Origin of the sequence: Polycladospora coralii, assembly GCF_014773435.2 — a bacterium.
GTDB classification, from domain to species: Bacteria; Bacillota; Bacilli; order Thermoactinomycetales; family Thermoactinomycetaceae; genus Polycladospora; species Polycladospora coralii.
This window is the reverse complement of record NZ_JACXAG020000002.1, coordinates 401878-428877: the sequence shown is the minus strand read 5'-3', so window position 1 is coordinate 428877 and position 27000 is coordinate 401878. Positions and strand designations below refer to the sequence as shown.

Here is a 27000-nt window from a genome sequence, read left to right as displayed (position 1 = left end):
TCTTTAAGATGAAACCATTTTCAGTCTCAAAAGATGTCGTGCGTGCTGCTTATGACAGAGTGAGAACACGAAAAAAGTCAGTAGGAATAGATAAACAAACGATATCCGATTTTGAATCCTCACTTGAATCTAATTTATACCAGATCTGGCATGATATAAATGCAGGTAGCTATGAACCATCACCCCTGCGTGTATTCTATAAACCTAAAAAAAGTGGTGGCCATCGCATGATTGGGATCACAACAGTACGAGATAGTATTGCTGAAAGAACACTACTCCATTACTTGAACCGATTCGTTTCACCTCATTTCCATCCCCATTCTTATCAGCTTCAAAAAAGGGGGCATATTCATGCGGTGAAAATGGCCGCCATTCACTGTAATCGATATAATTGGGTATTATGTATCGATGTTAAAAGTTTCGCCGATAGTCTAAATTGGACATTCTTGGAGCATATATTAGCCATTCACATAAAAGCGCCATCCTTCCAGAAATGTATGCAAAGATTTGTCCAAGTTCCTTTTCTTATGCCTAATGGGGAGCGATTACGACGAAAACAAGGTGTTCCCACTGGTTTGATTTTGACAAATACACTGGGCAACCTCTTTCTTCATCACCTATTTGATCAACGTATGAAGCGAATACATCCTAACTTTGCATTCGAACGCTATCTTGATGATATCATTATTCACTGTCCGCATGAAACGGACGCCCAGAAATTGCACGACCATATCAAGCAACACTTTTACCGTTATCAGTTAAATTTAAATACAGAAAAAACAAAAATCATTTATTGCAAAGATGACAGAAGAACGGCTCACTATAAGCATACATCCTTTGAGTTTTTAGGCTATAAGTTTCAATCTACTCCTACCCACTTGAATCAAAAAAAACGTAATCTCTTTTTACCTCAAAAGAAAATATCGTCACCTGGATATACGCGCTCTCCACTCCTCTCTGGGCATTCCATATACGGCTAAGTTATGAAATTCTTCATTCAAATACTCACCTGCACGAATCATGCCTTCTAAAGTAAAATTTAAACGTTCCGGAATCGGGCGGCTTTTGTGATTTTTATCCCCGCAACGAATTTCAACACGATGAAGTTCATCTCAACACATATAGCAGTCGCTCTTCCCTTGATAGCCTGAAACGAGCCAATACCCTAAAGAAGTAGATTTGTTGCTCCAGTTAATTCCGTATCTCCTTAGTAATTTATCGCAGCCTGAAAACCATTATTTTCTGCAAATTGATTTAACCATATCTGAATGACAGACTTAATGTTCTATCCACCCACTGGAGCCATTCTCGTAAATAGCTCCGATCACGATCCACCTCCCGATCTTTTAAGGCAACCAGTTGTAGGTTTATCTCTGCATCCACAGGTAGGACAAACATCTTATCTTCTCCTTTATGAATAAGTAAAAATTTAACAGGGCTTCAGTTAAAGCCCTGTTTACAATCAAGCAAATACGATCTGATTAAATACCATAAAGCGTTGTGTCAGTAGATCAATTTCACGTAATAAAGACAAGCGATTTTGACGAGTGGCTTGATCGTCAACCATGACCATCACTTCGTCAAAAAATTGATGGATAGCAGGTACCATTGTAACCAGTGCTTCATACATTTGAGAAGCATTTTGCGCTTGTTCGGCGAGGGTAAATTGCTCCTTAGCCTTAAACCAAGTCTGGTATAAATCTTTTTCGGCTGTCTCTTTTAGGCGTGATGGATCAAGTACAAGATGATCTGCTTTTTGAGCTAAGTTGGAAACACGGGTAAAACCATCTACTTCATACTTAAACGTTTCTCGGTCTACTTGATCCATGATCAGCTTAGCCTTTTCTAACATAAATGCTGGACGATCCATATCTGCCTCTAACACTGCATCAATCACATCATAGCGAATTCGATTCTCTTGAAAAATCACTTTTAATCGCAATGCAAAAAATTGATTTAAATCGTTTATCAATTCATCTCGCGACACCTTAAGCAAGGATTGCACTTCAAATCGATCCACTGCTTTAGAGAGCATGAAACGTAAAGATAAATGATGATAAGATGGTTGTAGTAAAAGTTGAATTACGGCCGCTGTTTTTCTTCGCAATCCATATGGGTCTTGTGAACCTGTTGGCTGATTTCCAATGCTAAAGCTGGCAACGACTACTTCTATTTTATCGGCAAGTGATAAGATCGTGCCTAGCTCAGATTGAGGTAATGCGCCGCCAGCAGTGCGCGGTAAATGATGCTCATGTATCGCTTCTATAACCGCCTCCGCTTCACCCGCATGTTTTGCATAATCCGCACCCATAATTCCCTCTAATTCAGGAAATTCACCGATCATTTGCGTAGATAGATCAAACTTACATATTTGGGCAGCACGGTCCAAATGTACGGCTACCTCTTCATTAAGACCATAGGTCTTGCCATATGTGACAGCAAGGTCGTACACACGTCTTACACGATCCCCTACCGTACCCAACTCCTCTTGGAAGATCATATGATCTAACTTCGCAAGTGCATCCGCAATGGATAACTTTAAATCTTCATCATAGAAAAATTGCGCATCTGCTAATCGTGCTCGCAACACTTTTTCATTTCCGCTCGCAACCTGCTCTAAGCTAAATTCATTCCCATTTCGCACCGTCACAAAATATGGGAGCAAAGAGCCCGCTTGAGCTTCTACTGGAAAATACCTTTGATGCTCTCGCATTGTCGTAATGAGTACCGGTTTGGGTAAACCTAAATATTTATCATCAAATTCACCATACAAAGCAGTGGGGTATTCTACCAATTGTACAACTTCACTGAGTAGATCTTCATCTACCGGAATGACCCAACCCTGATCTTCTTCAATTTTTTTGATTTGGTTCAATATGATCTGGCGACGCTGATTTGAATTTGCAATAACAAATTGACTTGCTAAGCATGTTTCATACTCTACCGCAGACTTCAGCTCCACTTGACCTCCTAGGAAACGATGCCCACTACTTCGATTTCCGGCAACAACACCAGCCCACCTAATCGGTATGATTTGTTCATCTAACATACATACCATCCAGCGAATCGGACGAATAAAACGAGTTGGATTGTCACCCCAACGCATCGTTTTAGGAAAGTGTAAGTGGCTAAGTACCACAGGTACACCCTCTAATAAAAGCGATGATGTAGGCTTACCTTTATGATACACATTGGCATATACATACTTTTCTCCTTTTAATTCTTTAATCGTAAGTTGCTCTGTCGAGATACCTTGTTTACGGGCAAAGCCTTCTGCCGCCTTTGACCACTCACCTTTAGATGTACGGGCAATTCGCTCTGGAGGTCCTTTTATCTCTTCTTCCAGATCATTTTGTTTTTCCGCAACACGCTCAATCAAAACGGCAAGTCGACGCGGTGTGGAAAAGACTTTTACATCACCATAAGAAATACGCGCTTCACTAAGCCAAGCACATAATTTTTCTTGTAATTGCTGTATCGCATCGTCCACAAAACGAGCAGGAATTTCTTCACAGCCTATTTCTAGCAATAATTGATGGTATTGCATCTATTTTCCCTCCTTTCGCTGTAAAAGCGGAAAGCCCAGTTTTTCACGTTCTTCTACATAAGCTTTGGCAAGTCGTCTAGATAGATTTCTGACTCTGCCAATGTATCCTGTTCTTTCTGTAACACTGATCGCACCACGGGCATCTAGCAAATTAAAATGATGGGAGCATTTGAGTACATAATCATATGCCGGAAAAACTAAGTTTTCATCTAAAGCGCGTATGGCCTCTTCCTCAAATGCATCGAATAAACGAAAGTGTAAATCTTGATTGGATAGCTCAAAAGTATATTTAGAGTGTTCATATTCTGGTTGTTGAAATACATCGCCGTATTTTACACCGGGTACCCACTCGAGATCGTATACTGACTCTTTATCTTGAATATAAGAAGCAAGTCGCTCTAAGCCATAGGTGAGTTCAACTGATATCGGCGACACATCCATACTTCCTACTTGTTGAAAATAAGTGAACTGCGTTACTTCCATCCCATCCAACCAAACTTCCCAACCTAAGCCCGCAGCGCCAAATGTAGGATTTTCCCAATTATCTTCTACAAAGCGAATATCGTGCTTTAATGGATCGATTCCCAAAGTTTTTAAGCTACGCAAATAAAGATCTTGTACGTCATCTGGGGAAGGTTTTAAAATCACTTGAAATTGATGGTGTTGGTATAAACGATTTGGATTTTCACCATAGCGGCCATCAGCAGGTCGTCTTGATGGTTCTACATAAGCAACTTTCCAAGGTTCTGGCCCTAAAGAACGAAGAAAAGTCATCGGATTTAAAGTCCCCGCACCCTTTTCTACATCGTATGGCTGGACTAAGATACAACCTTGCTCGGCCCAATAATCTTTTAATTGTTGAATCATTTGTTGCATATTCATTTTATATATACACCTCTTCTTTCATTAAAAAAGCCTCTCGTCCCTATGACCATCTATATCCATGGTCATAGGGACGAGAGGCTTTCATTCCCGCGGTTCCACCCTATTTGATCGGCAATCATTACCCATCCACTTTTATCTATCCAACTTGTGCTCAAGAATTGCCATTCACATCGCTCCAAGACTAGGCTCGCACCATCCCTAGTTCGCTTCATGCTTAAGGAAGCCATGTTACTTTTTTCTATCAATGCACTTTACTTTATGTTAAAGGTATAGCATAAATCAGAAGAAGAGTCAATATATAAGGTATTCATTTCCATGTATTTCGAATCTGATTTAATAATATAAATGACTTCAAGGAAACAGGGAAGTATTCATTTATAAATGCATGGATCAATCTTTCTACTTGTTCTTTTGTTTCAGATTTCACCTGTATATGCCCTAAACGATTAAGTGGCGCTTCTGCCAAAGTACGCATGATATACGCGACAGGTTTGGTGATGTGAAACGCATACGGATCTTCTAATGCACAATCCTGACAAAGAAAACCACCTTGACTCACACTAAATCGAATGGGTACTTTTTCTTTTGTACAACTTGCACATCGATTTAAGATCGGAGCTGAACCGATGGTACGCAAAATCTGTAATTCCATCATCCGCGTAAGGATATCAGGATCAACTCCTTCTTCCAATCGATTTAATCCTTCCACTAGGAAATGATAAAGCACCCGATGTGATTGGTTCTCTTCGGTTGCTTTATCTATTAACTCCAACCAATAAGCACCATAAGAAGTAAGTAATAAATCAGCGCGAATACGATAGTGAGAAGCAATCGGATCAGCTTGCGATAATGTTCCCATACCCGTACTTTTATAACAAACAAAAATGGCTTCTGTAAATGGCTCTGTTACTGCACCAAAGCGATTTTTTGTTTTTTTAGAACCTCGCGCCATAATCGCCATTTTTCCTTGCTGTTCAGTAAAGATGGTCAACACCTGATTACTTTCCCCATAACTTCGTGCACGTAGGACTATCCCCTCAAATTTTATTAACACAACCAAGGTCGTCCTTTCTATTTACTATCATCATCCTCCATTCCATTGTTGAGGTCATCACGTAACTTCGTATACGATTCTATATCTTTGTACAGTAGATAGGCATCTAAATCGCCAGTTACCTCAAAGCAATTCCAACTAAAGTGTAGCAACTAGCCTCATCCTTTCGCAAAGATATCTTCGTACTTAGAATGACCTTTCTTCGAATGGAGTATGAGATGGAAATATTGTCAATCATTTACTCTTCATCACGATAACCTAATTGTCTTAACATCATTTCTTCATTACGCCAGTCTTTTTTCACTTTAATCCATAAGTTGAGATAGATTTTAGAGCCAAGCAAACGCTCCATTTCAATGCGTGCACGCTTTCCAACTTCTTTAAGCAAGACACCGTTCTTGCCAATTAATATTCCTTTTTGTGATTTTCGCTCTGTAAAGATCGTCGCATAGATATCAATGATATCTTGACCCTCACGCTCACTCATTTGGTCCACAACCACTGCCACAGAGTGTGGTATTTCTTCTCGGGTCAGTTCAAGCACCTTTTCACGAATAAATTCAGCAACAATAAACCGTTCTGGATGATCGGTTACTTGATCACTGGGGTAGAATTGAGGACCTTCTGGCAGACGTTTAAAAATGAGCTCAAGCAATGTAGAAGTATTATTACCTTGTAAAGCGGAAATCGGTACAATTTCAGTAAACGAATATAACTTTTGATATTGATCGATTAATGGAAGCAATGCTTCTGGATGCACGCGATCAATTTTGTTTAATACGAGATACACAGGCGTTTCGATCCCTTTTAAATTCTCAATAATAAAACGATCGCCAGCACCTAATCCTGCTTCCACATCTACTAAAAATAAGATCATATCGACTTCTTCTAGTGCATCAGTAGCAGTTTTTACTAAAATCTCACCTAATTTAGATTGCGGACGATGGATGCCTGGTGTATCCAAAAAAACGATTTGTCCATCATTATCCGTATATACACCTTGAATTTTATTACGAGTCGTTTGTGCTTTATCTGACATAATAGCCACTTTTTGACCAATTACGTGATTCATCAATGTCGACTTCCCTACATTAGGACGCCCGATTAAAGCAACAAATCCTGATTTGAAATTACTCAATGGTTGTCAGATCCCCTTTACTAAATGCCCCCGGAAGTAAGGCTTTCACAGTTGTTTCCAATACCTCTCCTGAAAAATTTGCTAACCACACTTTCATATCTGGAGGACACATTTCTGCTAGTACTTGTCGGCACGCTCCACATGGAGAGATTGGGCCATCTGTTTTACCTACAATCGCAATCCCGGTGAATTTTGTTTTTCCTTCTGAGATTGCCTTAAAAATTGCCGTGCGTTCAGCACAATTAGACAGCCCATACGATGCGTTTTCCACATTACATCCCGTTATGATATCTTGGTCTGCTGTTCGTAATGCTGCTCCTACTTTAAATTTCGAATAAGGTACATATGCATATGTACTCGCTTCTATCGCAGCTTTTACCAGCTCTTTTGCCAATATGATTACCTCCCTCTAGTCTGTTTTTTTATTATAAGAAGTGCTAGCTCCATTTACAACAGTAACATGCCAATCCATGACACAATTGTTCCCAGACAAGCGCCGATTATTATTGGCATTCGTTTGGGATTCAACCGAATGCGTAAAGATATAAGCATGATGAGAAGTAAAAGTACCAAGAAAGCAACCACTAAGTTAGGAATGACGTGAACAATCAAGGTAGCAATGCAAAAACCACTAGAAGTAGTCATACTAGGTTCTAGCTCCGCTTTTCCCATTCGATGTGACCAAGCTTTTAAAAACATCGTAAAGAAAAAATTAAATACAATGATCGCTGCAATCCCCATACCAACAGGGTGCGTATAATTCCCGACTAATATCGTAAAGAGCATATTTAAGTATGGATAAAAAATGCTAGCCCCCACTATAATGGATAAGCCAGCCGTCAATAATACCGCACCTGCCGCAACATCTTTGGCCACTTTAGCGAGTGGATGATATTCTGGTGAAACCATATCCACTACAGCCTCAATCGCCGTATTAATCAATTCAGCAAATAATACCAAAGTAATCGATACAAATAAGATTAAAACTTCGCTTTTTCGAATGGGCAAATATAAGCTGAAGAGCAGAACGAGCAGGGCGATTGAAAAGTGAATTCTCATGTTGCGCTGTGTAACTAATGTATACATTAAGCCTTCTAAAGCATAGCCAAAGCTTTTTATCAATTTACTGAACCACATCAGGGTACCTCCCTCGTGTTCGGATTGGAGGAATGATTTTATCGACTTAACTGAATGTGATTTAAAATTTCTTCTTGTTTTCGAATCATCTCGTGTTCTTCCTCTTCTGTTTCGTGATCATATCCCAGTAGATGTAATAAACCATGTACAGCTAGGAATCCTAATTCTCGATTAAAAGAATGGCGATAAGCTTCTGCTTGTTCTCTCGCTTTGTCTATGGAAATGATAATATCTCCTAATGGAACCCTTTCTTCTTCTTCATTCAAAACCCAGTCTTCATTCGGCTCCCATAGTGGAAATGATAAAACGTCAGTTGGTCTATCTATATTACGGTATTCACGATTTAATTGCTGAATGCGTTCGTTATCTACCAGTGTAACAACAACTTCTGATGGGGGTAATTGCTCTGTAACTCCCGCTTGTGCCAATGCTTTTTTCATCCAATCTATTGCATCGCGTTCGTTCTCATTCCATTCAGTTTCATACTCCATCGCAATCTGTAATGCCATACTTACTGCTCCCCTTTAACCTTTTTTGGTTCGTCTGGGTATTCAATTCGATTATGAAATATCCCTTGTAAAGTTTCACAAATCGCAATCGCAATCTGATCTAATTCTTTAAAAGTGAGATCACACTCATCAAACTGTCCATCATCCAGACGCTCTCGAATGATTTTGCGTACTAAGTTTTCAATCCGTTTCGGTGTTGGTTTTGCTAATGAACGGACAGCTGCTTCCACGCAATCACATATCCCGACGATAGCCGCCTCTTTAAATTGAGGTTTTGGACCAGGATATCTAAAATCTTCTTCCACAACTTGCTTTCCATCTTTTTCTTGATTGAGCGCTTTATAATAAAAGTATTTGATTAAAGTAGTCCCATGATGTTGCATCACAATATCTTGGAGTGGCTTGGGTAATTTATAATGACGCAGTAACGCTACACCATCTTTGGTATGAGATACGATAATCGTTTTACTCAATTGAGCTGAAATTTTGTCATGGGGATTATCTTTGAAGATCTGGTTTTCAATAAAAAATTGTGGACGCTTTGTCTTTCCTAAATCATGATAATAGGCACCTACACGAGATAATAAACCGTCAGCACCAACAGCTTCTGCCGCTGTTTCAGCCAAATTCCCTACAATAATAGAATGGTGGTAGGTTCCAGGCGCTTCGATTAATAACTTACGTAGTAAAGGATGGTTTGGATTACTTAATTCTAGTAAGCGAAGCGGAGACAAGATCCCAAATAAGGTTTCAAAGTACGGCAAAAAACCAATTGTAAGTACAGCAGATAGCATGCCGCTTATCAATCCAAAACCAACTAGTTCAATCGTTTGTTCCCACGAACCCTGTGTAGGAACCATCAGGTACATACTTACAATTGCCAATGTACTCGTGATCGAAGCGATAATGCCCGCAATCAAAATATTGCTTCGTCTTCTTACACTAGCCAGTGCAAATGCACCCGTAACCCCATTTACCACTGCTACTAACCCAAAACGGAAGTCAAATAACAAATGCGTATCCCCATTGTACATCATACTGGCAGAAAGACCGATCCAAACAGCTGCGGCTAACGCTAACTCAATATTGAGAAGCAATGTGATCAGCATCGCAGCTAAACCAACTGGTGCAATATAGCCAATCGTGCTCCACTCCGCATTTTGTCCAATTGTAACAAACTTCATTCCAATTAGCGTGAGCATTAGCACGCTGAAAAATAAAAGTAAACCGGTGTTATCGTCATAGATTTTAGGATGAAATCGATTTACATATACATGTAGAAAAATCAGTAACAAAAAAATAAAAAGCGCTAGGCCGATGTAGGGAACAATATTTAGCTTATTTTTTAAGAGACCTAACTCCGATAGCTTTCGATACTGGTCCTCTGTCACCTGCTCCCCTTTCGCTACAATGAGCTGACCTTTATCAATAACGACTGATTTAATATTATCTTGAGCTACTTGACGCCGTTCATTGGTCTTCTCTTCGTTATACGTCGAGTTGACGATCACACTGCGTTTGCTCAATTCGCTTACAATCGATGCCGCATTACGATCTAGACCATCCACAGCAAAAAATTTATTGGAAAGATGAGCATCTACTTTCTGTTTACTCTCTTCCAAATTACTTTCCTTAACACCATTCTCAAATATTTGCGAGATAATCTCAATTGTACCTTTGCGAATTTTGGTTAATTGCCCATCATTCATCTCAAGCAAAGTTTGATAAAACCCTTCACTGAAAGATTGATCCATCGCATCTTTAAAAATAACGCGGAATCGCACTTTTTTCTCTTCATCTGGAAGGGTCGTTTTATTTACTTCACGTACTCCTTGAATAATACGCTCAATTCTTTCTATTTGTTTTGGCTTTATTTGTTCATCAATCACATATACAGGTTCTACCGCTTCAGCTGCCGCTTGTTTCGCTTGACTGGTTGCATATTTATCAATCGTATTAACCGGAGAAGATATGGTTTGTGGGCTTGCATCCCCCAATTGAATATCATACTGTTCTGGTAACACATGGTTGATTAACAACAAATAGTACGCGATCCCAAAGATCGCGTACATGAGGAACTGCATTCGATTGATGGAAACCCATTTTAAGCTAAGTAACCGTTTAATCTTTCCCAGCGGTTCATTTATCATTACTCTCATCGAACCGTCTCCTTATGAACTCGCCTCGTTATCAATTTGCTCATAGGCGTCAATAATCTTTTGTACAAGCGTATGTCGTACAACATCGTCCTGCCCCAAATGAACGAAGCGTATTTCTGATACATTGTTCAGTATTTTTTCCGCTTCCTTTAGACCAGAACGTTTGCCACGAGGCAAATCAACTTGTGTCACATCCCCTGTAATCACCATTTTTGAGCCGAACCCTAGTCTTGTCAAAAACATTTTCATTTGTTCAGGAGTGGTATTTTGTGCTTCATCTAGAATGACAAAAGCGTCTTCCAGTGTACGCCCACGCATATATGCGAGTGGAGCAACTTCAATCAATCCGCGCTCCATCATACGACCTACTTGTTCCATACCTAGCATCATATATAGACTATCATATAACGGTCTCAAATAAGGATCTACCTTCTCTTGTAAATCACCAGGTAGAAAACCTAAATTTTCACCCGCTTCAACCGCTGGTCGTGTAAGTACAATTTTGTTCACTTGTTGTGCTTTTAAAGCCATTACCGCTAAGACTACTGCTAAAAAAGTTTTACCGGTCCCCGCAGGACCCACACCAAAAACAATATCTGATTTCTTAATCGCCGTAATGTAATGTCTTTGACCAAGTGATTTCACACGAACTACTTGTCCTTTTAAAGTTACGCCCACTTCTTCTTGAAACAATTCCTGTAGTTCATCAATTTTGCCGGCTTGAGCTAAGCCATAGGCATAGCTCACATCACGTTCAGTCAACGTAATCCCCTGTCTAATTAATCCGAGTAAAGCCACAAATAACTGTTCTAATACTTGTAGCTCTTCTTCTGATCCGACAAGCAAAATTTCTCCGCCTCTTGAAACAATCTTGGCTGTACTATTCTGTTCGATCTGCTTCAAAAAAACATCTTGTGGGCCGAATAAACTAGCTGCCTCGCTATGATCTCTCAATTTAACCCGTACGGTTTTATTTTGATATGGCAATGGCTCATTCTCCTTGAAAAATCGGTTGTTTTTCGGTTATGTTCTCTACCACGTCAAAGTGTACTTTCACATAAACTTTACCATTTTCTTGACGGTGGTGCAAAATTTTTTCAGCAACGATTTGACTACCCTTTCCTAAATCTGCTAATAATTCTAACTTGGCTTGTTCCAATCCCAACTTAATTCCCTCTTCTTCTGATAGTTGGGAACGAACCCATTGCATTTCAAGATACTGTTCTTCTATAATACCAAAAGGAAGTTCCCAATTCCCAACACGCATACGATCTATTTGTTGTATTTGTTCATACTGTTTATACGGGGGTGAAAAAAAAGGATTTTTTAATTGAAACCGAAATACGTAGGGGAAGCGTCCTTTTTCACGATAACCCGAGTAAACCTTTTTCTTTTGTACAAGCGGAATTTCAATTTCAGACTCATACCATACCTCACCTAAAATACTAGCCTTTGCACCCGCAATTTGATTTGTGTTATTCTGCTCTCCATCTCCATATATACCGGATACTAAAATTTGACCTTTTTTAACCATATCATTTACTTTAACTTTGGGATTTCCACGATCTACCTTCATTTCATAAATAAGTGCATTTTTTTTGGCAATCAGATGGACAGGTTCGCGAATTTTCGCTTGATCATCATTTGGTTCAGGTACTTTCTTCTCTACGATGGTAATAATCATGCGTGTCCCTTCTGTACGCACACCCACCCATGAAGTATCATCCATTTTTCTCAGCAAATTTTCTTGGAGCAGTACAGTGTCTGGCAATCTTCTCTTCCACTGACCCACAAATACACCTTCTTGCTTCAAAATGTTTTGAATTTGACTAGCAGGTATTTTTTTATTTCCCTCAATATCGACATTCCAAATAAAAGAAGTGAGGCCATACAGTGAGAAAAGGAACAAAATGGCACCCACATAAAACCACTTTCTTTTTTTAGCTTTCTCCATATAAAATGGGAGACCTGATTTATGAAGTATTCTCATACGGACTTGATTCTGTTTCATCAATTTAACCAACTCGTAAAACTGCGACAAAAGTACGGTCATTTTTAACCTGTGCTCGTCCACCCAATAAATATCGTAGACCCGTATATTTGCTTTTGTGATTAAGTTTAAAAAAGAAGCCAATTTCATGCCTCTGCACTCAACGACAACTCGGCCTAATAAAACGGGTGGTAATTGTATATCAAGCAATTGCTCTCCTCTCCTTACGTAAGATATTTCAACTGATCAATCTTTCCCTCTATGTAAATACTCTCAGAATCAATTGCTCTTATTTTTAATTGTTCACCTATAATAGAGAGCGCACCTCCATGGACACCTAACTTCAATTCTGTATCTTTAAATTGTTGTATCCCTCTGTGATTCTCAATTTGTAGTCGATGCGCCCCAATCATTTCGATACGGGGTGCATCACTCGTAACGTCTGGTGGTAAGTCAAGCCATTCTGTTGCCCATTTACGCAAAACCCCCACCATCCTCTCCTACGCATCAAATGCTATGTTTTACCATATAAGTCGTGGTGTTACTGATTTCTCTTTTCACTATTATGCATCTCCCTTTTCATTTATGTTGGGATTACGCAATTCATCACCTTATTAATCATTTGTTTTTTTAGAAATATCATTTTATTTATCTTAGCCCTCCCCCCTCCCTTTAATGATATGAGGGGAGGTACCCGATTTGGGAAGGACTAAGATTTTAGTCCCCCTTGTGCTTGCGCAATCAGACGTTTGGTTATCTCGCCACCTACTGATCCGTTTGCCCTAGCCGTTGTATCTGATCCGAGGTTTACACCAAATTCTTGTGCCACTTCTTCTTTAAATTGGTTTAAAACATTACTCGCACCAGGAACAAGTAACGCATTACTTCGCGATCTAGACGTCATAGATATCACCTCCTTCATTTCATTTAGTATTTGTTCGATCTCTCTTTCTATCAGCTTTGTAAATAACCAAGTTTTAACAAAAAAAGTTCCTTTTCTAGAAATAGAAAAGGAACTTTTATATCGTATTCACTTAGCTTAGAAACTCCATCACAATCTGGTTCACTTTTTTGCCATCCGCTTTGCCTTTCACTTGAGGCATAATGACAGGCATCAATTTCCCCAAATCAGCTCTTGAAGTTGCTCCTACTTCTGATACAGCAGATTGAATAATGAGTCGGAGTTCTTCTTCTGAGAGTTGTTCAGGAAGATAGGATTCTAATACTTTCATCTCTTCCTGTTCGTTCAGAACAAGATCATCACGACCTGCTTTCTCAAACTCACGTATAGAATCCCGACGTTGTTTTACTTCTTTGACAATCACATCGAGCACTTCGTCGTCACCTAATGTACTACGCTTATCAATTTCAGCTTTTTTGATCGAAGAACGTAACATGCGAATCACAGACAGCTTTGTCTTCTCTTTATTTTTAAGAGCAGACTTCATGTCCTGTGTTAGTTGCTCTTGAAGACTCACTCGTACGACACCTCACCTAACGACGCTTTTTGCGAGCTGCTTCCGATTTCTTCTTACGACGGACGCTCGGTTTGTCATAACGCTCACGTTTACGAACTTCGGAGAGAACTCCGTCTTTGGAACAGGAGCGTTTAAAACGGCGCAAAGCGCTGTCTAACGATTCATTTTTACGAACACGTGTCTCGACCATGCTATTCCCTCCCTCCACGGGTCAGCTAGGCCGCCTTAGAAAGCTAACCTATGCTCAAGTTATGGGTCTTTGCACATGAGCAACAGTAGCCCCATAAACACCTGCATGACTTCCTAAACTCTACCTCAATTCAAAAGTGGAGCTTAGTTTCATGTAACTGTCCAAATCGTTTATAGCACAATCTTTACGACTTCCATGTATGCAACTATAACAATCCTTCAGACAGAAAAAGTCAAAATGTATTATACTATAATGTCTACGATTTTGTCAAAACGATCAACCTGGTGGCCACATCAGACTTCGACCACCTAATAGGTGAAAGTGAATGTGATGCACCGTTTGCCCACCTAATTCACCCATGTTATTCACAACGCGGTAACCCTCTTCTTGTAAGCCTAGCTCTTTTGCAATTTGTTGAATACGTAGTAATAGCTTACCAGCAAGCGCTTCTTCTTCAACGGGAAATTCGCTTAATGAGGCAATATGTTTCTTAGGTATGATCAAAACATGTGTCGGTGCCGCAGGATGTAGGTCATGAAAAGCTAAAATATCGTCATCTTCATACACTTTATTAGAAGGAATGTTTCCAGAAACAATGTGGCAAAAAATACAATCACTCAATTTTGTATACCTCCTTCAGTAATATGCATACACAAACACCTAAAGCATCTCTTTGCATATAATATACCACGAAAACGGTTTGAGGAGGAACGAACATGGACAATTCGAATGAGCGGTCCCGTTTGCTTCGTACAATTCGTGCGATCGTACGCGAAGAAGTGATCCATTATCTTCAACAACAAGAAAATGACACGACTGAGACGGTACAAGTTGAACCTTGTCATCATTCACATCCAAATTCATGGGCCATTTTTGGAGAGCCCGAGCCGGTCAAGGGTGATCAAAATACGTTAAAGAAAGAACGCCCTCGTGCTCTACCCGGTTGGTCACAACCTTATCGACCCGAGTTTAATGGGCTTGAATCTACGCCGTATCTCCCTACTCAGAATAAATAATCACATTCTGATTTGTCCCCAGTTCACTCCTTGTCATGATCTTACTTTGTCCACCATATATAAAGAAGTATAAGGAGTGAACGCCTATGATGAGGGAAATCATTATTCCATTTGCCACTGGGTTGACCATCTTCATGTTCGGTTTACAAGTGATGCGTATTGGATTGGAACAAATGGCTGGTGAAAGATTACGTCTTGCCTTACTACGATTTACCAAAACACCACTGAGAAGTTTTAGTACAGGCATTGCCACGACTGCTTTTCTACAAAGTAGTAGCGCCGTAACGGTGCTTACCATCGGCTTTGTCAACGCAGGTATGCTTACCTTTACACATTCAATCGGGATCATACTTGGAACCAATATTGGCACAACAGTAACGACACAAGTGATGGCTTTAAATATAGAGGATTTTGCTCTTCCTTTAATCATAATCGGTGTTCTCTTATGGTTGCTCCCGCTACAAAAAGTGATTTCAAATCTAGGACTAGCCTCCATTGGGTTTGGTTGCATTTTTTTAGGTATGGATGCCATGCGTTGGGTCGCAACCCCCTTGCAAGAACATGGAATGCTTGCTTGGCTACTTAATCATCAAATTTCTCCTGTTTGGATGGGATTATTTGTTGGATGTGTGATAACCGCACTCATACATAGCAGTAGTGCTTGTATTGCGATTACGATGGGCTTTTACGCTACAGGTGTGATTGAATTGCCATTTGCTATTGCGGTCGTGTTTGGAAGTAATGTAGGGACTTGTGTGACAGCGATCCTGGCAGCTATACAAACGGGTATCGCTGCCAAACGGGTCGCCCTCGCACATTTCATCTTAAATGTAGCAGGTGTAGCCATATTTATTCCATTTATATATCCTATTAGCGAGTACGCTCCACTTCTCTCATCAGATCCCGCTACTCAGATTGCGCACATTCAAACCCTATTTAATATTATTTGTTCGATCGTTGTTTTACCCTTCATCCATCCGTTTGCGCAAGGGGTCTCATTACTTGTCCCTGAAAAAGCGGGACCATAATCTAAAAAAGATCAGATGGAATCGAAATTCCGACTGATCTTCATCTCATTTGCATGAATGGTTTAGTCCGATCCCATCTCTGAAATGCTCCTTAATAAGACGAGTCAGCACGCTCTCTTTTCGCAATTGCGACACCAGAACTTGCTCCTAACCGATTCGCACCAGCATCGACCATCTGCTCAGCTGACGTCAAGTCACGTACACCACCAGATGCTTTTACCCCTAAAGATGGGCCTACAGTTTCTCTCATCGCACGCACAGCTTCCACCGTAGCACCACCGTATCCAAAACCAGTCGATGTTTTTACAAAGTGTGCGCCTGCTTCTTTTGCAATCTGTGAAGCGCGTTTAATTTCTGATTCATTTAACAATCCGGTCTCTAAAATCACCTTTACTGTTTTCCCTTGTGCTGCTGCGACAACGGCTTGAATATCTTCTTTTACATCTTGATCAGAACCTGATTTAAAGGCACCGATATTCATGACCATATCAATCTCATCTGCACCATTTTCTACTGCATTCTTGGTTTCAAATGCCTTTACTTCCTTGGTGTTGATTCCAAGCGGAAATCCGATTACGGTACACACCATAATGTCACTGTTTTGAAGGTTTTTTTTTGCTAGGGGCACCCAATATGGATTAATGCATACGGATGCGAATCGATATGTCTTCGCTTCTTCACATAGCTTATGTATTTGGTCCTCTTTCACATCGGGCTTTAATAAAGTGTGATCAATCATTGATACAATTTTTTGGGAATCCATAAGTATAGCTCTCCTTCATCATCGTAATCCTAATAAATGATATGCTTTTTCGAATACAACTTGATTATTGCTGTAACCACTTTCAATCTGTTTAAGCCATGCTTGCTTAGGTGAAAACCAAGTCACATCAGAAATTTCTTCGAGCTGAGGTCGCTCAATCCCCACCTTTGCTTCTACCAAATAATACGTTACTTCCTTATTTATCGTCTCCAAAATGTCGTGTTTATATTGATAATGCACTTTTTGAATAAAAGAAACAATCTCTCCTTGAATCCCTGTTTCCTCCGCTATTTCTCGTAAAGCATTTTCTTCACACGTTTCTCCTGCTTCTCTTTTCCCTTTCGGTAATGTCCACTTTCCATACCGATCCTCAATCAATAATAGGTCAATCCCTTTTTCCGTGTTTCGAAACACGACACCACCAGCTGATATTTCCTTCATTATTTTCATCCTTCTATCCCAAAAGTAGTTTTAACAGTACAGATAAACAGTCACAGTGTAAAACTAATCATATAATAACATAGAATACAGGTGAGAATATCATGATGAACCAGACAATATGAAACGCAAATGAGGTGAGACCATTGTGAGTAAAAATACTGGGGTATCTGTCATTGTTTGTACCAATAAACCGCATATGATGCACAATATTTTCAATAATTATCAGCGGCAAGATTACTGGAATAAAGAAATGATTATAATATTAAATCACAACCGCATTAATAAAAGAAAATGGAGAAAGTTTGCTCATCAATCCAACTCACACAATGTAACTGTATACCAATTACCAGAAGAACTCTCCTTAGGAAAATGTTTAAATTTTGCAATCCGAAAAAGCAGGTTTAATTATCTTGCCAAGTTTGATGATGATGACTACTATGCTTCAACCTACTTACAAAATTCTATGCATACACTTCTAAATGAAAATGCAGGTGTGGTAGGAAGACAAGATTTCTATATGTATATTCAAGATAAACAAGAACTTCTCATTCGTCATACCGATAACCACCTTATAGGTGGATCACTCCTTTTCCATAAAAAAATATGGAAAAAAATACCATTTGAAGACCGATCCACAGGAGAAGATGACGCTTTTTATAGCGGCTGCGTAGCAAACAAAATTCCAATGGCTCAACCCACCTTTAAGGATTTTGTGTATATTCGCCAAAGTAACAACAAACACCACACCTGGCAACCGGATGAACATACCCTATACTACAATACTACGTTCGTTACACACACCGATAGTTTTCACCCTTATATTTCTTAAATCTTAATAAAATGAGGATTCAAAATGACCAAAACAAAAAATTTTGAAGGAATTTCTATCATTTGCCCCTCAAACAAAGATCACATGATATCTAATATATTACAAAATTATAGTCGTCAACAATACGCTTTGAAAGAATTAATTATTGTCTTAAATTCAGACGAAATGGATGAAGAGCACTGGCGTAAATCTGCTGCTCAACATAATGATATAAAAGTATATCGTTTACCTGGACATTTCAGTCTGGGAGCTTGTCTCAATTTTGCAGTAGATAAAAGCAACTTTCCGTTTATCGCACGTTTTGACGATGATGACTATTACTCATTCAATTATTTACAAAGCTCTTTAGAGATCTTGCTAAAAACAAAAGCTGACGTAGTGGGCAGACAACACTTTTATATGTATATTGCCGATCTGAAAACTTTACACACCCGTTATACAGATAATCATTTGATCGGTGGCTCCCTGTTTTATCATAAAAATGTTTTCTCAAAGGTGCGTTTCGCAGATATTACCAATGGTGAAGATATTGTCTTTTATAACGACTGTAAAAAGCATCATTTTAATATTCAAGAACCTTCGCATCTAAAAGATTTTGTATACGTGAGAAACTCCCAAAATTTTCATCACACATGGAAGCCTGTTCATGATGATGAACTGTATTATGATACAAAATATATTGCACATACAGACAGTTTCCTTCCTTATTTAGATTCTACCCCCATTGAAAAGAGGTGATCTTATGAAAGGACTCATTCTCTCAGCAGGAAGAGGATCCAGATTATATCCTTTGTCTCACTCCACACCTAAATCACTTCTCCCTGTTTCAAATAAACCGATCTTACAGTACGGTATCGAAAGTTTAGTAAAATGTGGGATTAAAGAAATTGGGATCGTCATTAATCCTACAGATCAGGAAAAGTATGCGTTATTTTTTAAACAGCTGTCTATTGACGACATCTCCATATCTTATATCTATCAACATTCACCCAAAGGGCTAGCAGATGCTGTGAAACAAGCACAAGAATTTATCCAAGATGAACCTTTTCTGCTCGTACTAGGTGATAATATCATTTACGAGCCGCTTCAACCTCTGGTTGATCATATCATTCATGACCATAAAAACGGTTCTATCCTGCTCACAGAAGTACCAAACCCCGAAGATTTTGGAATTGCTACATTAAATGGTAATGTGATATCTCATATAGAAGAAAAACCCAAGTCACCCACTTCAAATTTAGCTGTAATCGGTGCATATGCATTTGACTCCTCTATTTTTCAAGCGATTCAATCTATTCAACCCTCACATCGTGGAGAGTATGAGATAACTGACGCCATTCATTGGCTCATTCAAAACCAATTTCAAATCGCCTATTCCATTACCGATCAATATTTTTCTGATGTAGGTACATTTGATCGTTGGCTCAAATCTAATCAAAGAGAGCTCGAACAAATCCCCTTAACTCCGTTTCCACAAACACTTATTTCTAAGCAAGTGAAAATTATTCCCCCTGTCGTAATCGGCAAGAACTGTGTGATTGAAAACGCAACAATCGGGCCAAATGTTTCGATTGGCGATCATGTAACTATCCGAAATTGCAAAGTGAACGATTCCATTATTTTAGCCAACTCCACGCTACAAGATATCCGCTCTGTCATTGCTCAAAGCATCATCGGAGAAAATACGAAAATTATTCACACCACTAGCGATCCTCATATTACTCGCTTTATCGTGAGTCAAGATACACAAATCAATTATTAAGTTAGGAAAGATGAACATCATTTTTATGGAAAAGAGGGGTATAATGAATACTGGATTTTCAGTAATATGTGTGACGAATAAAGACCACACACTACAAAATATTATGGATAACTTTGTCCGTCAAGATTATTGGAATAAAGAACTGATTGTTGTGTTAAATGACGACCATATGGACGAAAATCACTGGCGTCATACAAGTAGCCGCTTTGGTGACGTATCCATCTTTAAACTACCCCAGCATACTACACTAGGAACATGCCTCAATTTTGCAATTGATCGCAGAAAATTCCATTATATTGCCCGGATGGATGATGATGATTTTTACGGCTACAACTACCTACAAAACACCATGAAAACCTTCCAAGAGCATCATGCTGATGTTGTCGCACGTCAAGATTTCTTTATGTATGTAGCAGACAAGCAAACTCTTCATATCAGACATACGTCCGACCACATGATTGGTGGGAGCATCGCATTTCATGAGCGCATCTTATCAGCCGTTCGATTCCACGATGTAAGTCAAGCGGAAGATAATCGATTCTATGAGGATGCTCATCGTTGTGGTTTTAATGTGCAAATGCCTAGTCACTATAATGATTTTGTATATATTCGTAATTCTCCTAATAACAAGCATACTTGGCAACCAGACGAAGAATCTTTGTATTATAGCACAAAATATGTAACGCACACAGACTACTTTTATCAATACCTTTCTTAAAATTTATAAAACCATAGAGAAAGGGAGTTTTTTATGACTATTGCGTATACTAACGGCGTGTCGATTATCCTTTGCACGAATAAGCCATTCTTAATAAGGAATGCGATCGCGAACTTTCTTCGTGTAAAATTTAGTGAAAAAGAGATGCATGTCATTGTTAATCATGACTCTCCAGAATTTTTAGACAGTTGGCGAAACTTTTCCTCTGGATATGAAAATATTCATGTGCACAAGGCACCAGATAATTTTAGCTTAGGACATTGCTTGAATTATGGTGTTACGTTGTGTAAGTATAACTATATTGCAAAGTTTGATGATGATGACTATTATGGCCCTTCTTATCTGCAAAATTCCATGCAAGAATTTCGTAATACGAACGTAGACATCGTTGCCCGCCGTTGGTATTACTTGTACTTCATAGAACGAAATGAATTATATTTAGACTACCATAACTTAATGCGTGGCGGTACACTGATGTTCCGTCGCTGGGTTAATTCTGAAATCCCATTTCAAGATATCTCACTTGGAGAAGATATTACATTTGTGCAAGAGGCAATGGATCGAGGTATCTCAATTAAAGGATTAGATCACCGTGATTTTGTATATGTAAGAAATGACAACTTACAGCATACCTGGCGCGCAAGTTTTGAAGAGATAACCGGTAGTTCTACCTTTGTAGCTCATACCAGAAATTATGTTCCTTTTGTAAAATAGGAATGGATACTAAAGCGAAGACCAGTCGGGAGAGTGATCACGACTGGTCTATTTCTATTCATGCAACAATATCAGTTTATCGCCACTGAACCCACAAATAATATAGCATCGGCGTAAACACGAGTCCTATATACTGCCACGATTCACGATTGTGGACCTGATTCCATCCATATCCATACTGGAACCCAACCACCAATCCTAACGTGAGAACGAATGCAATCGCAATAAAAGACAGACGATGATTACTCGTGCGCCTAAATATGTTTACTAACCATAACAAGCCGATCATAATGAAGGATAGCACGAGGTTCCAAGTGACGAAAAACGTTAAAAAGAATATAACGGACAATAGAAAAACAAAAACCATAAAATAAATGGAATCTAAATGCTCTGAAGATGTAACCCCAGCTAACAGTACAGCACCAAAGGACGCCATAATAATAGAAAAACGGATAGCTAACCGGATATAAACGACCAATTCTTCAACGATTTTACTAGATGACTTTGATAAATAACGGTACACACAATCAGTCACCCCCAATAGTAATGGAAAAGAAATACACAAAACAGCTAACCATAAAACAAAAGGAGTATAATAAAAACTCAATGGATTTTCACGTGTATGCCCTAAAAATAGTTGCAAGGTGAGAAGTCCATAATAGAGCAACAAAGGGATAAGGCCTCCTGAACAGTAAATGAATAAACGAGCGATTTCACTTTGATACCTTTTAGCCACGGTACCCATACCTAATGTAAGCGGAAGAAGAATAGTACTAATAAATAACAGAAAGATTAATCCCATAAAATTATAAATTGAACCATCTGCATTAGCAATATAAAAACATCTGTATATTACAAAGTATATGGAAAAATAAATTAAAATGTATGATAAGTAAAATTTCATATAATCCCTAAAATCACCCAAAGAATTATCCACCACTTTCTTGTTATAGGTAGAATTGTCTTGAAATCTCTCTCAAGACAATTCTTTTACAAAAATTAATAATTTAAGTGATAATCATTGTATCCATGTATAATTAATGCTGTATCGGAAGGATCATCGCACTGGTCTTTATTCGGTCCCTATTGGCACCACTTTTGTTGTTTAAGTATTGGATCTGACACTGCTTGAGCAACATTGGCACCACTAATTGCTTCATCTAGTGTAAAACCTGCTACTTTTGCCATAACACCAAAATGGATATTTCCAAAGTCTGCAGGGTTATAAAACTTTCCGTGCACGAGAATTTCCTTTCCAATAAAATCTTTCATTTCTTTAGGATCCCACGGACCACCAGGACGGTTTTTATATGCAAAGCGAATATCTTTCCCTACTGCATTTTTATAATCTCTAGCTTCTCGTATATTCTCAGTAATAACACGTTCTCCATCCTTAACTTCCACACACGTTCCATTTCTCCACTTACATCTATAATTTTGGCGATTTTTCGTTCCATTTTTTTCAATTTACAATTTATTTTTATCCACTATTTAATTGCATTTTTTTATATGATACCACAACATTAGTGAACTCTACTCCACCTGATTAAAGCCTCCCTTATAGAAGTCGAGGTCTGAACCCACCCTAAAGACAAAAAATAATTGCTCCAAGTACGCCCCCAAAAGCAGGGAACACAGAGCAACATTTGCCTTGCTGAGTTATCTTGTACACTTAATGGGCTTTTGTGCTAGGATACATAGCTTTTATAGTCATCTGTACGTGCAATTAATATGGCATTCTTTATGAGATCTTGGAATCCGACACGCCAGGTATGCTTTAAATTATCTTGCCTTAGATAAACAAAGTCACGATGATCAAGTCCAGCAATCGGAATGTTTTGTTCTACAGCTTGTTGAACAAATCTAACATCCTCCCCTAAGGATGTATCTTCAAATGGAATTTTGGTATGCACGCAACGCCTAAACAGGAGGGTTCCTCCACGCAAATAGGGGTTGTAATCTAGATACATTTCTCCACGTTCTATTAGATACATATAATAACTTATACGACCAACCACTCCAACCTTTTGATTTTGAAATGCTTTCATTGAGTTTTGAAGAAAAGATGGCGCATAGTAATCATCGTCATCGAACTTTGCAATATAATCAAACTGACACTTTCCTACCCCAAAGTTTAAACAGTAGCCTAGCGTAAACTCACACGATACTTGGTGTACAAAGACATTACAATGTTTAGCCGCTTCTGCTTCCCATTCTTGTGGATTCATATCTTGTAGTTGGTTCAAGATAATGTGCATCTCTTTATTCACATAATTTACTCGATCATAGTTTGCAAAGACAGTTCGAAGAGTATGCGGCTTATTTGTACACATGATGATAGAAATACCTTCTCCATCAATAGATTTGGCCATTCGACACCTCTCCATATTACTTAGAAAGATAACGAGTAAAATCTCTGGTGTTTGTTACAAATTGATAGCCATAGCTGATCAGTTCATCAACACCCACTTTCCATGTATGTTGATCTAAGTTATTTCGTATATAAACGTAATCTAAGTCTGTCGTACGAAACAGCTGACATCCTCTAGCAAGTGCCGCATTGATAAATTGCACGTCTTCATCTGTATTTTGATTAATAAAAGGAATTTCTCTACTAATCCATCGTCTCCACACGAAACATCCGCCGTGTCTCCCATTACGATGGATATAAAGCGCCTGTCGCTCTGTCAGATAGAGATAATAATTTTTTCGAACAACAAAGTCAATTTTAGTATTTTGCAAGGCACGCATAGAGCTTCTTAAATAATTTTCTCCATAGTAATCATCATCATCGAATTTAGCAAGCACTTCATATCTACTTTTGCGCACTCCTAAATTAAGGCACTGACCTAATGTATATGCGCCTGGTACTTTAAATACACGGACCGCAGGATAATGAGCCGCTCTAATTCTCCATTCCCTTTCATCAAAATTATCGTGATTTAAAATCAAAATCATCTCTTTGTTTTTAAATGTTTGCCTACCGTAATTAGAGAAGATATTTTCCATAACATTAAACTTATTGGTACATTGAATAACAGACACACCATTTCGCAGAATAGACATGCCATTCCTCCTATCTTCGCTTTTAATTACAACCTATCCCCATAAAGGGGCTATAATTTATAAAAAGGGAGTGATCTGATCTAAATCAAGGTTAAAGTGTAATAAAACTCATTCAATCGAAACGCGATCAGTTATAACTTATGTAATTGTCACTTAAGTTGATTGTATGAATAGCTCATCTTCATCTATTTCAAACTGATCCTACATCACCATACAAGCAACTCCTTGCCAATCTAAACGGATGGATAAAACCAAATAATTAGATAATTATCATTCAAAAGCACTTTGTAAGTTGTATCTCCGCTTGAATTTAAACGTTCATTGAAATTGATCGTCCCTACGTTTTAGATAGTTCCCATTTGACCAGTCTTCACATCAACTCTAACGTAAAAGTGCATGCAGGTCATAGCGCAAAATATCGTCAATCGCATAAGAAAGTCAGTGACATTAGGATTGCCACTGACTTTATATTCATTATTATGCAGATGCAGGACGAGGCACCTCTTCTACAATGCGTACAAAAGTACCCTTGTTATATTCAGGACCTGCTTCATCTATTTTCACACGACACACTTTGCCTATCATATCTTCAGTGGCAGGGAAAACGACTTGAAGATAGTTATCGGAATAACCCATGTAAAGTCCACTGTCCGGATCTTCTTTATAAGGACGCTCTGGAATGACATCCAAGACGTCTCCTTCAAAGCGTTTCGCATACGCATACGTGGACTGTTTTGACAGTTCAATTAAACGTTGAACACGCTCATTTTTAATTTCCTCAGGTACTTGATCTTCCATGCGTGCAGCTGGCGTACCTGAACGTTTTGAATAGGGGAAAACATGGAACTGATACATGCCCAATTCTTCGATATAGCGATACCCCTCTTCAAATTGTTCATCCGTTTCTCCTGGAAAACCGACAATAATATCCGTTGTAATCGCTAAATTAGGCATCGCAATTTGCAATCGCTCTATCGTCTCTTTAAATTCAGCAACGGTATATTTTCGTCTCATACGCTTTAAGACCTCATCATTCCCAGCCTGTAAGGGAATATGCAGGTGCCGGCACATTTTATCTGATTGATTTAATACTTCTATCACGCGTTCATCAATTTGACTGGCTTCGATCGAGCTAATCCGAATACGATTTAAGCCTTCAACTCGATCTAAATCCCACAGCAAGTCGGCTAATTTATAGTCTTCAAAGTCATCCCCATAGCCGCCCGTATGAATACCTGTGAGTACGATTTCTTTGTAACCTGCTTCTACTAGTTGACGTGCTTGTGCGAGCACACTTTCCGGTTTGCGACTACGCGATAATCCTTTCGCCCACGGAATGATACAAAACGTACAGAAGTTGTTGCATCCTTCTTGAATTTTGAGTGATGCTCGTGTACGATCAGCAAAAGCCGGAACATCTAGTTCTTCAAACTCACGTTGCTTCATAATGTTGCCCACAGCATTGATTGGTTCTCTCTGTTTGCGATATTGATCCACATATTCAACGAGCTTGTCGCGTCCTTGTGTTCCAACGACAATATCGACTCCAGGTATCGCAGCCACTTCATCTGGTGAGGTTTGCGCATAGCAGCCCGTAACGAGAATCACAGCATCTGGGTTACGACGAATTGCCCGTCTTATCGTTTGTCGGCTTTTTTTATCACCTGTATTGGTTACAGTACACGTGTTAATCAAATATACGTCAGCAACGGCTTCAAAAGAAACTTTTTCATAACCTGCTTGTTTAAAAATTTGCCACATTGCTTCGGTTTCATAAGAGTTTACTTTACACCCTAATGTATGAAAAGCAATTTTACTCATGGACTTCACCTCCTAAATCATTTCGTCCGAATAAGATACAAGAAAGTGCCATGATGGAGGCTGTTTCAGTTCTTAAAATACGCGTTCCTAAGCTAATCGGAATTGCTCCGGCTTCTCGTGCCGCTTCTATCTCTTCGACCACAAAACCGCCCTCAGGACCGACTATAAGGAGGATGTGATTACCACTTACATTCTTTACGCTTGTAACAAGTGACTCTCCACCCTTTTCATAACAGATCCAAACCTCGTCGTACTGATCCATCTCTGAGAGCAGTTGATCCCACGTGTAGGGGGTTGTAACAGTGGGAATTAGCCCGCGATGAGCTTGTTCAGCAGCTTCTTTGACAATCCGCATCCAACGATCATGCTTCTTTGCTTGTTTTCGTTCATCTATTTTAACAATCGTTCTTTTTGATGTAAATGGAATAAAAGTTGTAGCACCAAGTTCAGTGCATTTTTGTAAAATCCATTCTAACTTGTCACCTTTAGGTAATGATTGTGCAATCGTCACCTTTGTAAGCGGTTCGCCTTGAGAAGGCGTTTTCTCTATAATTTGCGTTTCAATATCATCTTGATTAATCGCCATAATTTCGCAGTAATAATCATTTCCTAGACCCTTCGTACAAATAATCGAATCGCCGATTTGTGCACGCATCACATTTTTTATATGGTGATAGTCATCTCCAGAAATGAAAATCTTTTGCTCATTTTCAATGACTGCATGTTCTGCAACAAAGTATCTTTGCATTTGACAC

Annotated in this window: 33 protein-coding genes; 8 read left to right on the top strand and 25 right to left on the bottom strand. The window is 39.0% G+C overall.

Going from position 1 to position 27000, the window contains the following annotated elements; translation table 11 throughout:
- Positions 1 to 8 precede the first annotated feature (8 nt).
- The gene (locus IC619_RS06355; RefSeq protein ID WP_191138937.1) at positions 9 to 980 is read left to right on the top strand and encodes a reverse transcriptase domain-containing protein; all 972 of its coding nucleotides are present in this window, start codon (positions 9 to 11) and stop codon (positions 978 to 980) included.
- A 274-nt stretch (positions 981 to 1254) separates the two neighbouring features.
- Here IC619_RS06355 and IC619_RS16730 read toward each other — a convergent pair whose 3' ends face one another.
- The 17 genes from IC619_RS16730 to IC619_RS06270 all read right to left on the bottom strand — a co-directional run bounded on the left by IC619_RS16730 (position 1255) and on the right by IC619_RS06270 (position 14708).
- Positions 1255 to 1398, bottom strand: coding sequence for a hypothetical protein (locus IC619_RS16730; RefSeq protein WP_249669728.1), 144 nt, complete (start codon positions 1396 to 1398; stop codon positions 1255 to 1257).
- Between the two features lie 64 nt (positions 1399 to 1462).
- Positions 1463 to 3547 (bottom strand): glycine--tRNA ligase subunit beta, encoded by a 2085-nt coding sequence (gene glyS, locus IC619_RS06345; protein ID WP_191138938.1) that lies wholly within the window; start codon positions 3545 to 3547, stop codon positions 1463 to 1465.
- On the bottom strand, positions 3548 to 4429 hold the full coding sequence (glyQ, locus tag IC619_RS06340) for a glycine--tRNA ligase subunit alpha (RefSeq protein WP_191138939.1): 882 nt from the start codon (positions 4427 to 4429) through the stop codon (positions 3548 to 3550).
- Between the two features lie 310 nt (positions 4430 to 4739).
- Positions 4740 to 5486, bottom strand: coding sequence for a DNA repair protein RecO (gene recO, locus IC619_RS06335; RefSeq protein ID WP_191138940.1), 747 nt, complete (start codon positions 5484 to 5486; stop codon positions 4740 to 4742).
- 17 nt (positions 5487 to 5503) lie between these two features.
- On the bottom strand, positions 5504 to 5638 hold the full coding sequence (locus tag IC619_RS06330) for a YqzL family protein (RefSeq protein WP_191138941.1): 135 nt from the start codon (positions 5636 to 5638) through the stop codon (positions 5504 to 5506).
- 86 nt (positions 5639 to 5724) lie between these two features.
- Positions 5725 to 6624 (bottom strand): GTPase Era, encoded by a 900-nt coding sequence (gene era / locus IC619_RS06325; protein WP_191138942.1) that lies wholly within the window; start codon positions 6622 to 6624, stop codon positions 5725 to 5727.
- Positions 6617 to 7021, bottom strand: coding sequence for a cytidine deaminase (locus IC619_RS06320; protein WP_191139351.1), 405 nt, complete (start codon positions 7019 to 7021; stop codon positions 6617 to 6619). The genes era and IC619_RS06320 overlap by 8 nt, the downstream gene beginning before the upstream one ends.
- A gap of 50 nt (positions 7022 to 7071) precedes the next feature.
- Positions 7072 to 7761: a diacylglycerol kinase gene (locus IC619_RS06315; protein WP_191138943.1), complete on the bottom strand. Its 690-nt coding sequence runs from the start codon at positions 7759 to 7761 to the stop codon at positions 7072 to 7074.
- A 38-nt stretch (positions 7762 to 7799) separates the two neighbouring features.
- Entirely contained in the window at positions 7800 to 8270 is a 471-nt protein-coding gene (gene ybeY / locus IC619_RS06310) for an rRNA maturation RNase YbeY (RefSeq protein ID WP_191138944.1), read from the bottom strand.
- Positions 8271 to 8272: 2 nt separating this feature from the next.
- Positions 8273 to 10429 carry an HD family phosphohydrolase gene (locus IC619_RS06305; RefSeq protein ID WP_191138945.1) on the bottom strand — a complete coding sequence of 719 codons (2157 nt, stop codon included), beginning with the start codon at positions 10427 to 10429 and terminating at the stop codon, positions 8273 to 8275.
- 12 nt (positions 10430 to 10441) lie between these two features.
- Positions 10442 to 11416: a PhoH family protein gene (locus IC619_RS06300; RefSeq protein ID WP_191138946.1), complete on the bottom strand. Its 975-nt coding sequence runs from the start codon at positions 11414 to 11416 to the stop codon at positions 10442 to 10444.
- 4 nt (positions 11417 to 11420) lie between these two features.
- On the bottom strand, positions 11421 to 12629 hold the full coding sequence (yqfD, locus tag IC619_RS06295; protein ID WP_191138947.1) for a sporulation protein YqfD: 1209 nt from the start codon (positions 12627 to 12629) through the stop codon (positions 11421 to 11423).
- A 14-nt stretch (positions 12630 to 12643) separates the two neighbouring features.
- The gene (yqfC, locus tag IC619_RS06290) at positions 12644 to 12901 is read right to left on the bottom strand and encodes a sporulation protein YqfC (protein ID WP_224749479.1); all 258 of its coding nucleotides are present in this window, start codon (positions 12899 to 12901) and stop codon (positions 12644 to 12646) included.
- Positions 12902 to 13128: 227 nt separating this feature from the next.
- Positions 13129 to 13323 carry an alpha/beta-type small acid-soluble spore protein gene (locus IC619_RS06285; RefSeq protein WP_191138949.1) on the bottom strand — a complete coding sequence of 65 codons (195 nt, stop codon included), beginning with the start codon at positions 13321 to 13323 and terminating at the stop codon, positions 13129 to 13131.
- A gap of 130 nt (positions 13324 to 13453) precedes the next feature.
- Positions 13454 to 13897 (bottom strand): GatB/YqeY domain-containing protein, encoded by a 444-nt coding sequence (locus tag IC619_RS06280; protein ID WP_191138950.1) that lies wholly within the window; start codon positions 13895 to 13897, stop codon positions 13454 to 13456.
- A 16-nt stretch (positions 13898 to 13913) separates the two neighbouring features.
- Positions 13914 to 14087, bottom strand: a complete 174-nt coding sequence (gene rpsU / locus IC619_RS06275) for a 30S ribosomal protein S21 (protein ID WP_191138951.1) — start codon at positions 14085 to 14087, stop codon at positions 13914 to 13916.
- A 276-nt stretch (positions 14088 to 14363) separates the two neighbouring features.
- Positions 14364 to 14708: a histidine triad nucleotide-binding protein gene (locus tag IC619_RS06270; protein ID WP_191138952.1), complete on the bottom strand. Its 345-nt coding sequence runs from the start codon at positions 14706 to 14708 to the stop codon at positions 14364 to 14366.
- A 95-nt stretch (positions 14709 to 14803) separates the two neighbouring features.
- On the opposite strand from IC619_RS06270, the gene IC619_RS06265 reads away from it, so the two are divergent.
- Both IC619_RS06265 and IC619_RS06260 read left to right on the top strand, forming a co-directional pair.
- Complete coding sequence (locus tag IC619_RS06265; protein ID WP_191138953.1) at positions 14804 to 15103, top strand: hypothetical protein; 300 nt, start codon at positions 14804 to 14806, stop codon at positions 15101 to 15103.
- A gap of 86 nt (positions 15104 to 15189) precedes the next feature.
- Positions 15190 to 16131, top strand: coding sequence for a Na/Pi cotransporter family protein (locus IC619_RS06260; RefSeq protein ID WP_249669727.1), 942 nt, complete (start codon positions 15190 to 15192; stop codon positions 16129 to 16131).
- A 91-nt stretch (positions 16132 to 16222) separates the two neighbouring features.
- Here the strand turns inward: IC619_RS06260 and deoC are convergent, their stop codons facing one another.
- Together deoC and IC619_RS06250 are read right to left on the bottom strand one after the other, a co-directional pair.
- Positions 16223 to 16894, bottom strand: coding sequence for a deoxyribose-phosphate aldolase (gene deoC / locus IC619_RS06255; protein WP_191138954.1), 672 nt, complete (start codon positions 16892 to 16894; stop codon positions 16223 to 16225).
- A gap of 18 nt (positions 16895 to 16912) precedes the next feature.
- On the bottom strand, positions 16913 to 17335 hold the full coding sequence (locus IC619_RS06250; RefSeq protein ID WP_191138955.1) for an NUDIX hydrolase: 423 nt from the start codon (positions 17333 to 17335) through the stop codon (positions 16913 to 16915).
- Between the two features lie 145 nt (positions 17336 to 17480).
- Here IC619_RS06250 and IC619_RS06245 point away from each other — a divergent pair, with 145 nt between their 5' ends.
- The 5 genes from IC619_RS06245 to IC619_RS06225 are packed head-to-tail and all read left to right on the top strand — an operon-like array spanning position 17481 to position 21358.
- Positions 17481 to 18164: a glycosyltransferase gene (locus tag IC619_RS06245; RefSeq protein ID WP_191138956.1), complete on the top strand. Its 684-nt coding sequence runs from the start codon at positions 17481 to 17483 to the stop codon at positions 18162 to 18164.
- Positions 18165 to 18188: 24 nt separating this feature from the next.
- On the top strand, positions 18189 to 18902 hold the full coding sequence (locus IC619_RS06240; protein WP_191138957.1) for a glycosyltransferase family 2 protein: 714 nt from the start codon (positions 18189 to 18191) through the stop codon (positions 18900 to 18902).
- A gap of 4 nt (positions 18903 to 18906) precedes the next feature.
- The gene (locus tag IC619_RS06235; RefSeq protein ID WP_191138958.1) at positions 18907 to 19926 is read left to right on the top strand and encodes a sugar phosphate nucleotidyltransferase; all 1020 of its coding nucleotides are present in this window, start codon (positions 18907 to 18909) and stop codon (positions 19924 to 19926) included.
- Between the two features lie 43 nt (positions 19927 to 19969).
- Positions 19970 to 20644 carry a glycosyltransferase family 2 protein gene (locus IC619_RS06230; protein ID WP_191138959.1) on the top strand — a complete coding sequence of 225 codons (675 nt, stop codon included), beginning with the start codon at positions 19970 to 19972 and terminating at the stop codon, positions 20642 to 20644.
- 33 nt (positions 20645 to 20677) lie between these two features.
- Positions 20678 to 21358, top strand: a complete 681-nt coding sequence (locus tag IC619_RS06225; RefSeq protein ID WP_191138960.1) for a glycosyltransferase family 2 protein — start codon at positions 20678 to 20680, stop codon at positions 21356 to 21358.
- 76 nt (positions 21359 to 21434) lie between these two features.
- On the opposite strand, the gene IC619_RS06220 is transcribed toward IC619_RS06225, so the two are convergent.
- The 6 genes from IC619_RS06220 to IC619_RS06195 form a co-directional block, all read right to left on the bottom strand.
- Positions 21435 to 22028: a hypothetical protein gene (locus IC619_RS06220; RefSeq protein WP_191138961.1), complete on the bottom strand. Its 594-nt coding sequence runs from the start codon at positions 22026 to 22028 to the stop codon at positions 21435 to 21437.
- A gap of 413 nt (positions 22029 to 22441) precedes the next feature.
- Entirely contained in the window at positions 22442 to 22762 is a 321-nt protein-coding gene (locus IC619_RS16725) for a polymorphic toxin type 44 domain-containing protein (protein WP_191138962.1), read from the bottom strand.
- A gap of 284 nt (positions 22763 to 23046) precedes the next feature.
- Positions 23047 to 23730 carry a glycosyltransferase family 2 protein gene (locus tag IC619_RS06210; protein ID WP_191138963.1) on the bottom strand — a complete coding sequence of 228 codons (684 nt, stop codon included), beginning with the start codon at positions 23728 to 23730 and terminating at the stop codon, positions 23047 to 23049.
- Between the two features lie 16 nt (positions 23731 to 23746).
- Positions 23747 to 24424 (bottom strand): glycosyltransferase family 2 protein, encoded by a 678-nt coding sequence (locus tag IC619_RS06205; RefSeq protein WP_191138964.1) that lies wholly within the window; start codon positions 24422 to 24424, stop codon positions 23747 to 23749.
- A 477-nt stretch (positions 24425 to 24901) separates the two neighbouring features.
- Positions 24902 to 26245, bottom strand: coding sequence for a tRNA (N(6)-L-threonylcarbamoyladenosine(37)-C(2))-methylthiotransferase MtaB (mtaB, locus tag IC619_RS06200; RefSeq protein ID WP_191138965.1), 1344 nt, complete (start codon positions 26243 to 26245; stop codon positions 24902 to 24904).
- Complete coding sequence (locus IC619_RS06195; protein ID WP_191138966.1) at positions 26238 to 26993, bottom strand: 16S rRNA (uracil(1498)-N(3))-methyltransferase; 756 nt, start codon at positions 26991 to 26993, stop codon at positions 26238 to 26240. Before IC619_RS06195 ends, mtaB begins: the two co-directional genes overlap by 8 nt.
- Positions 26994 to 27000 lie beyond the last annotated feature (7 nt).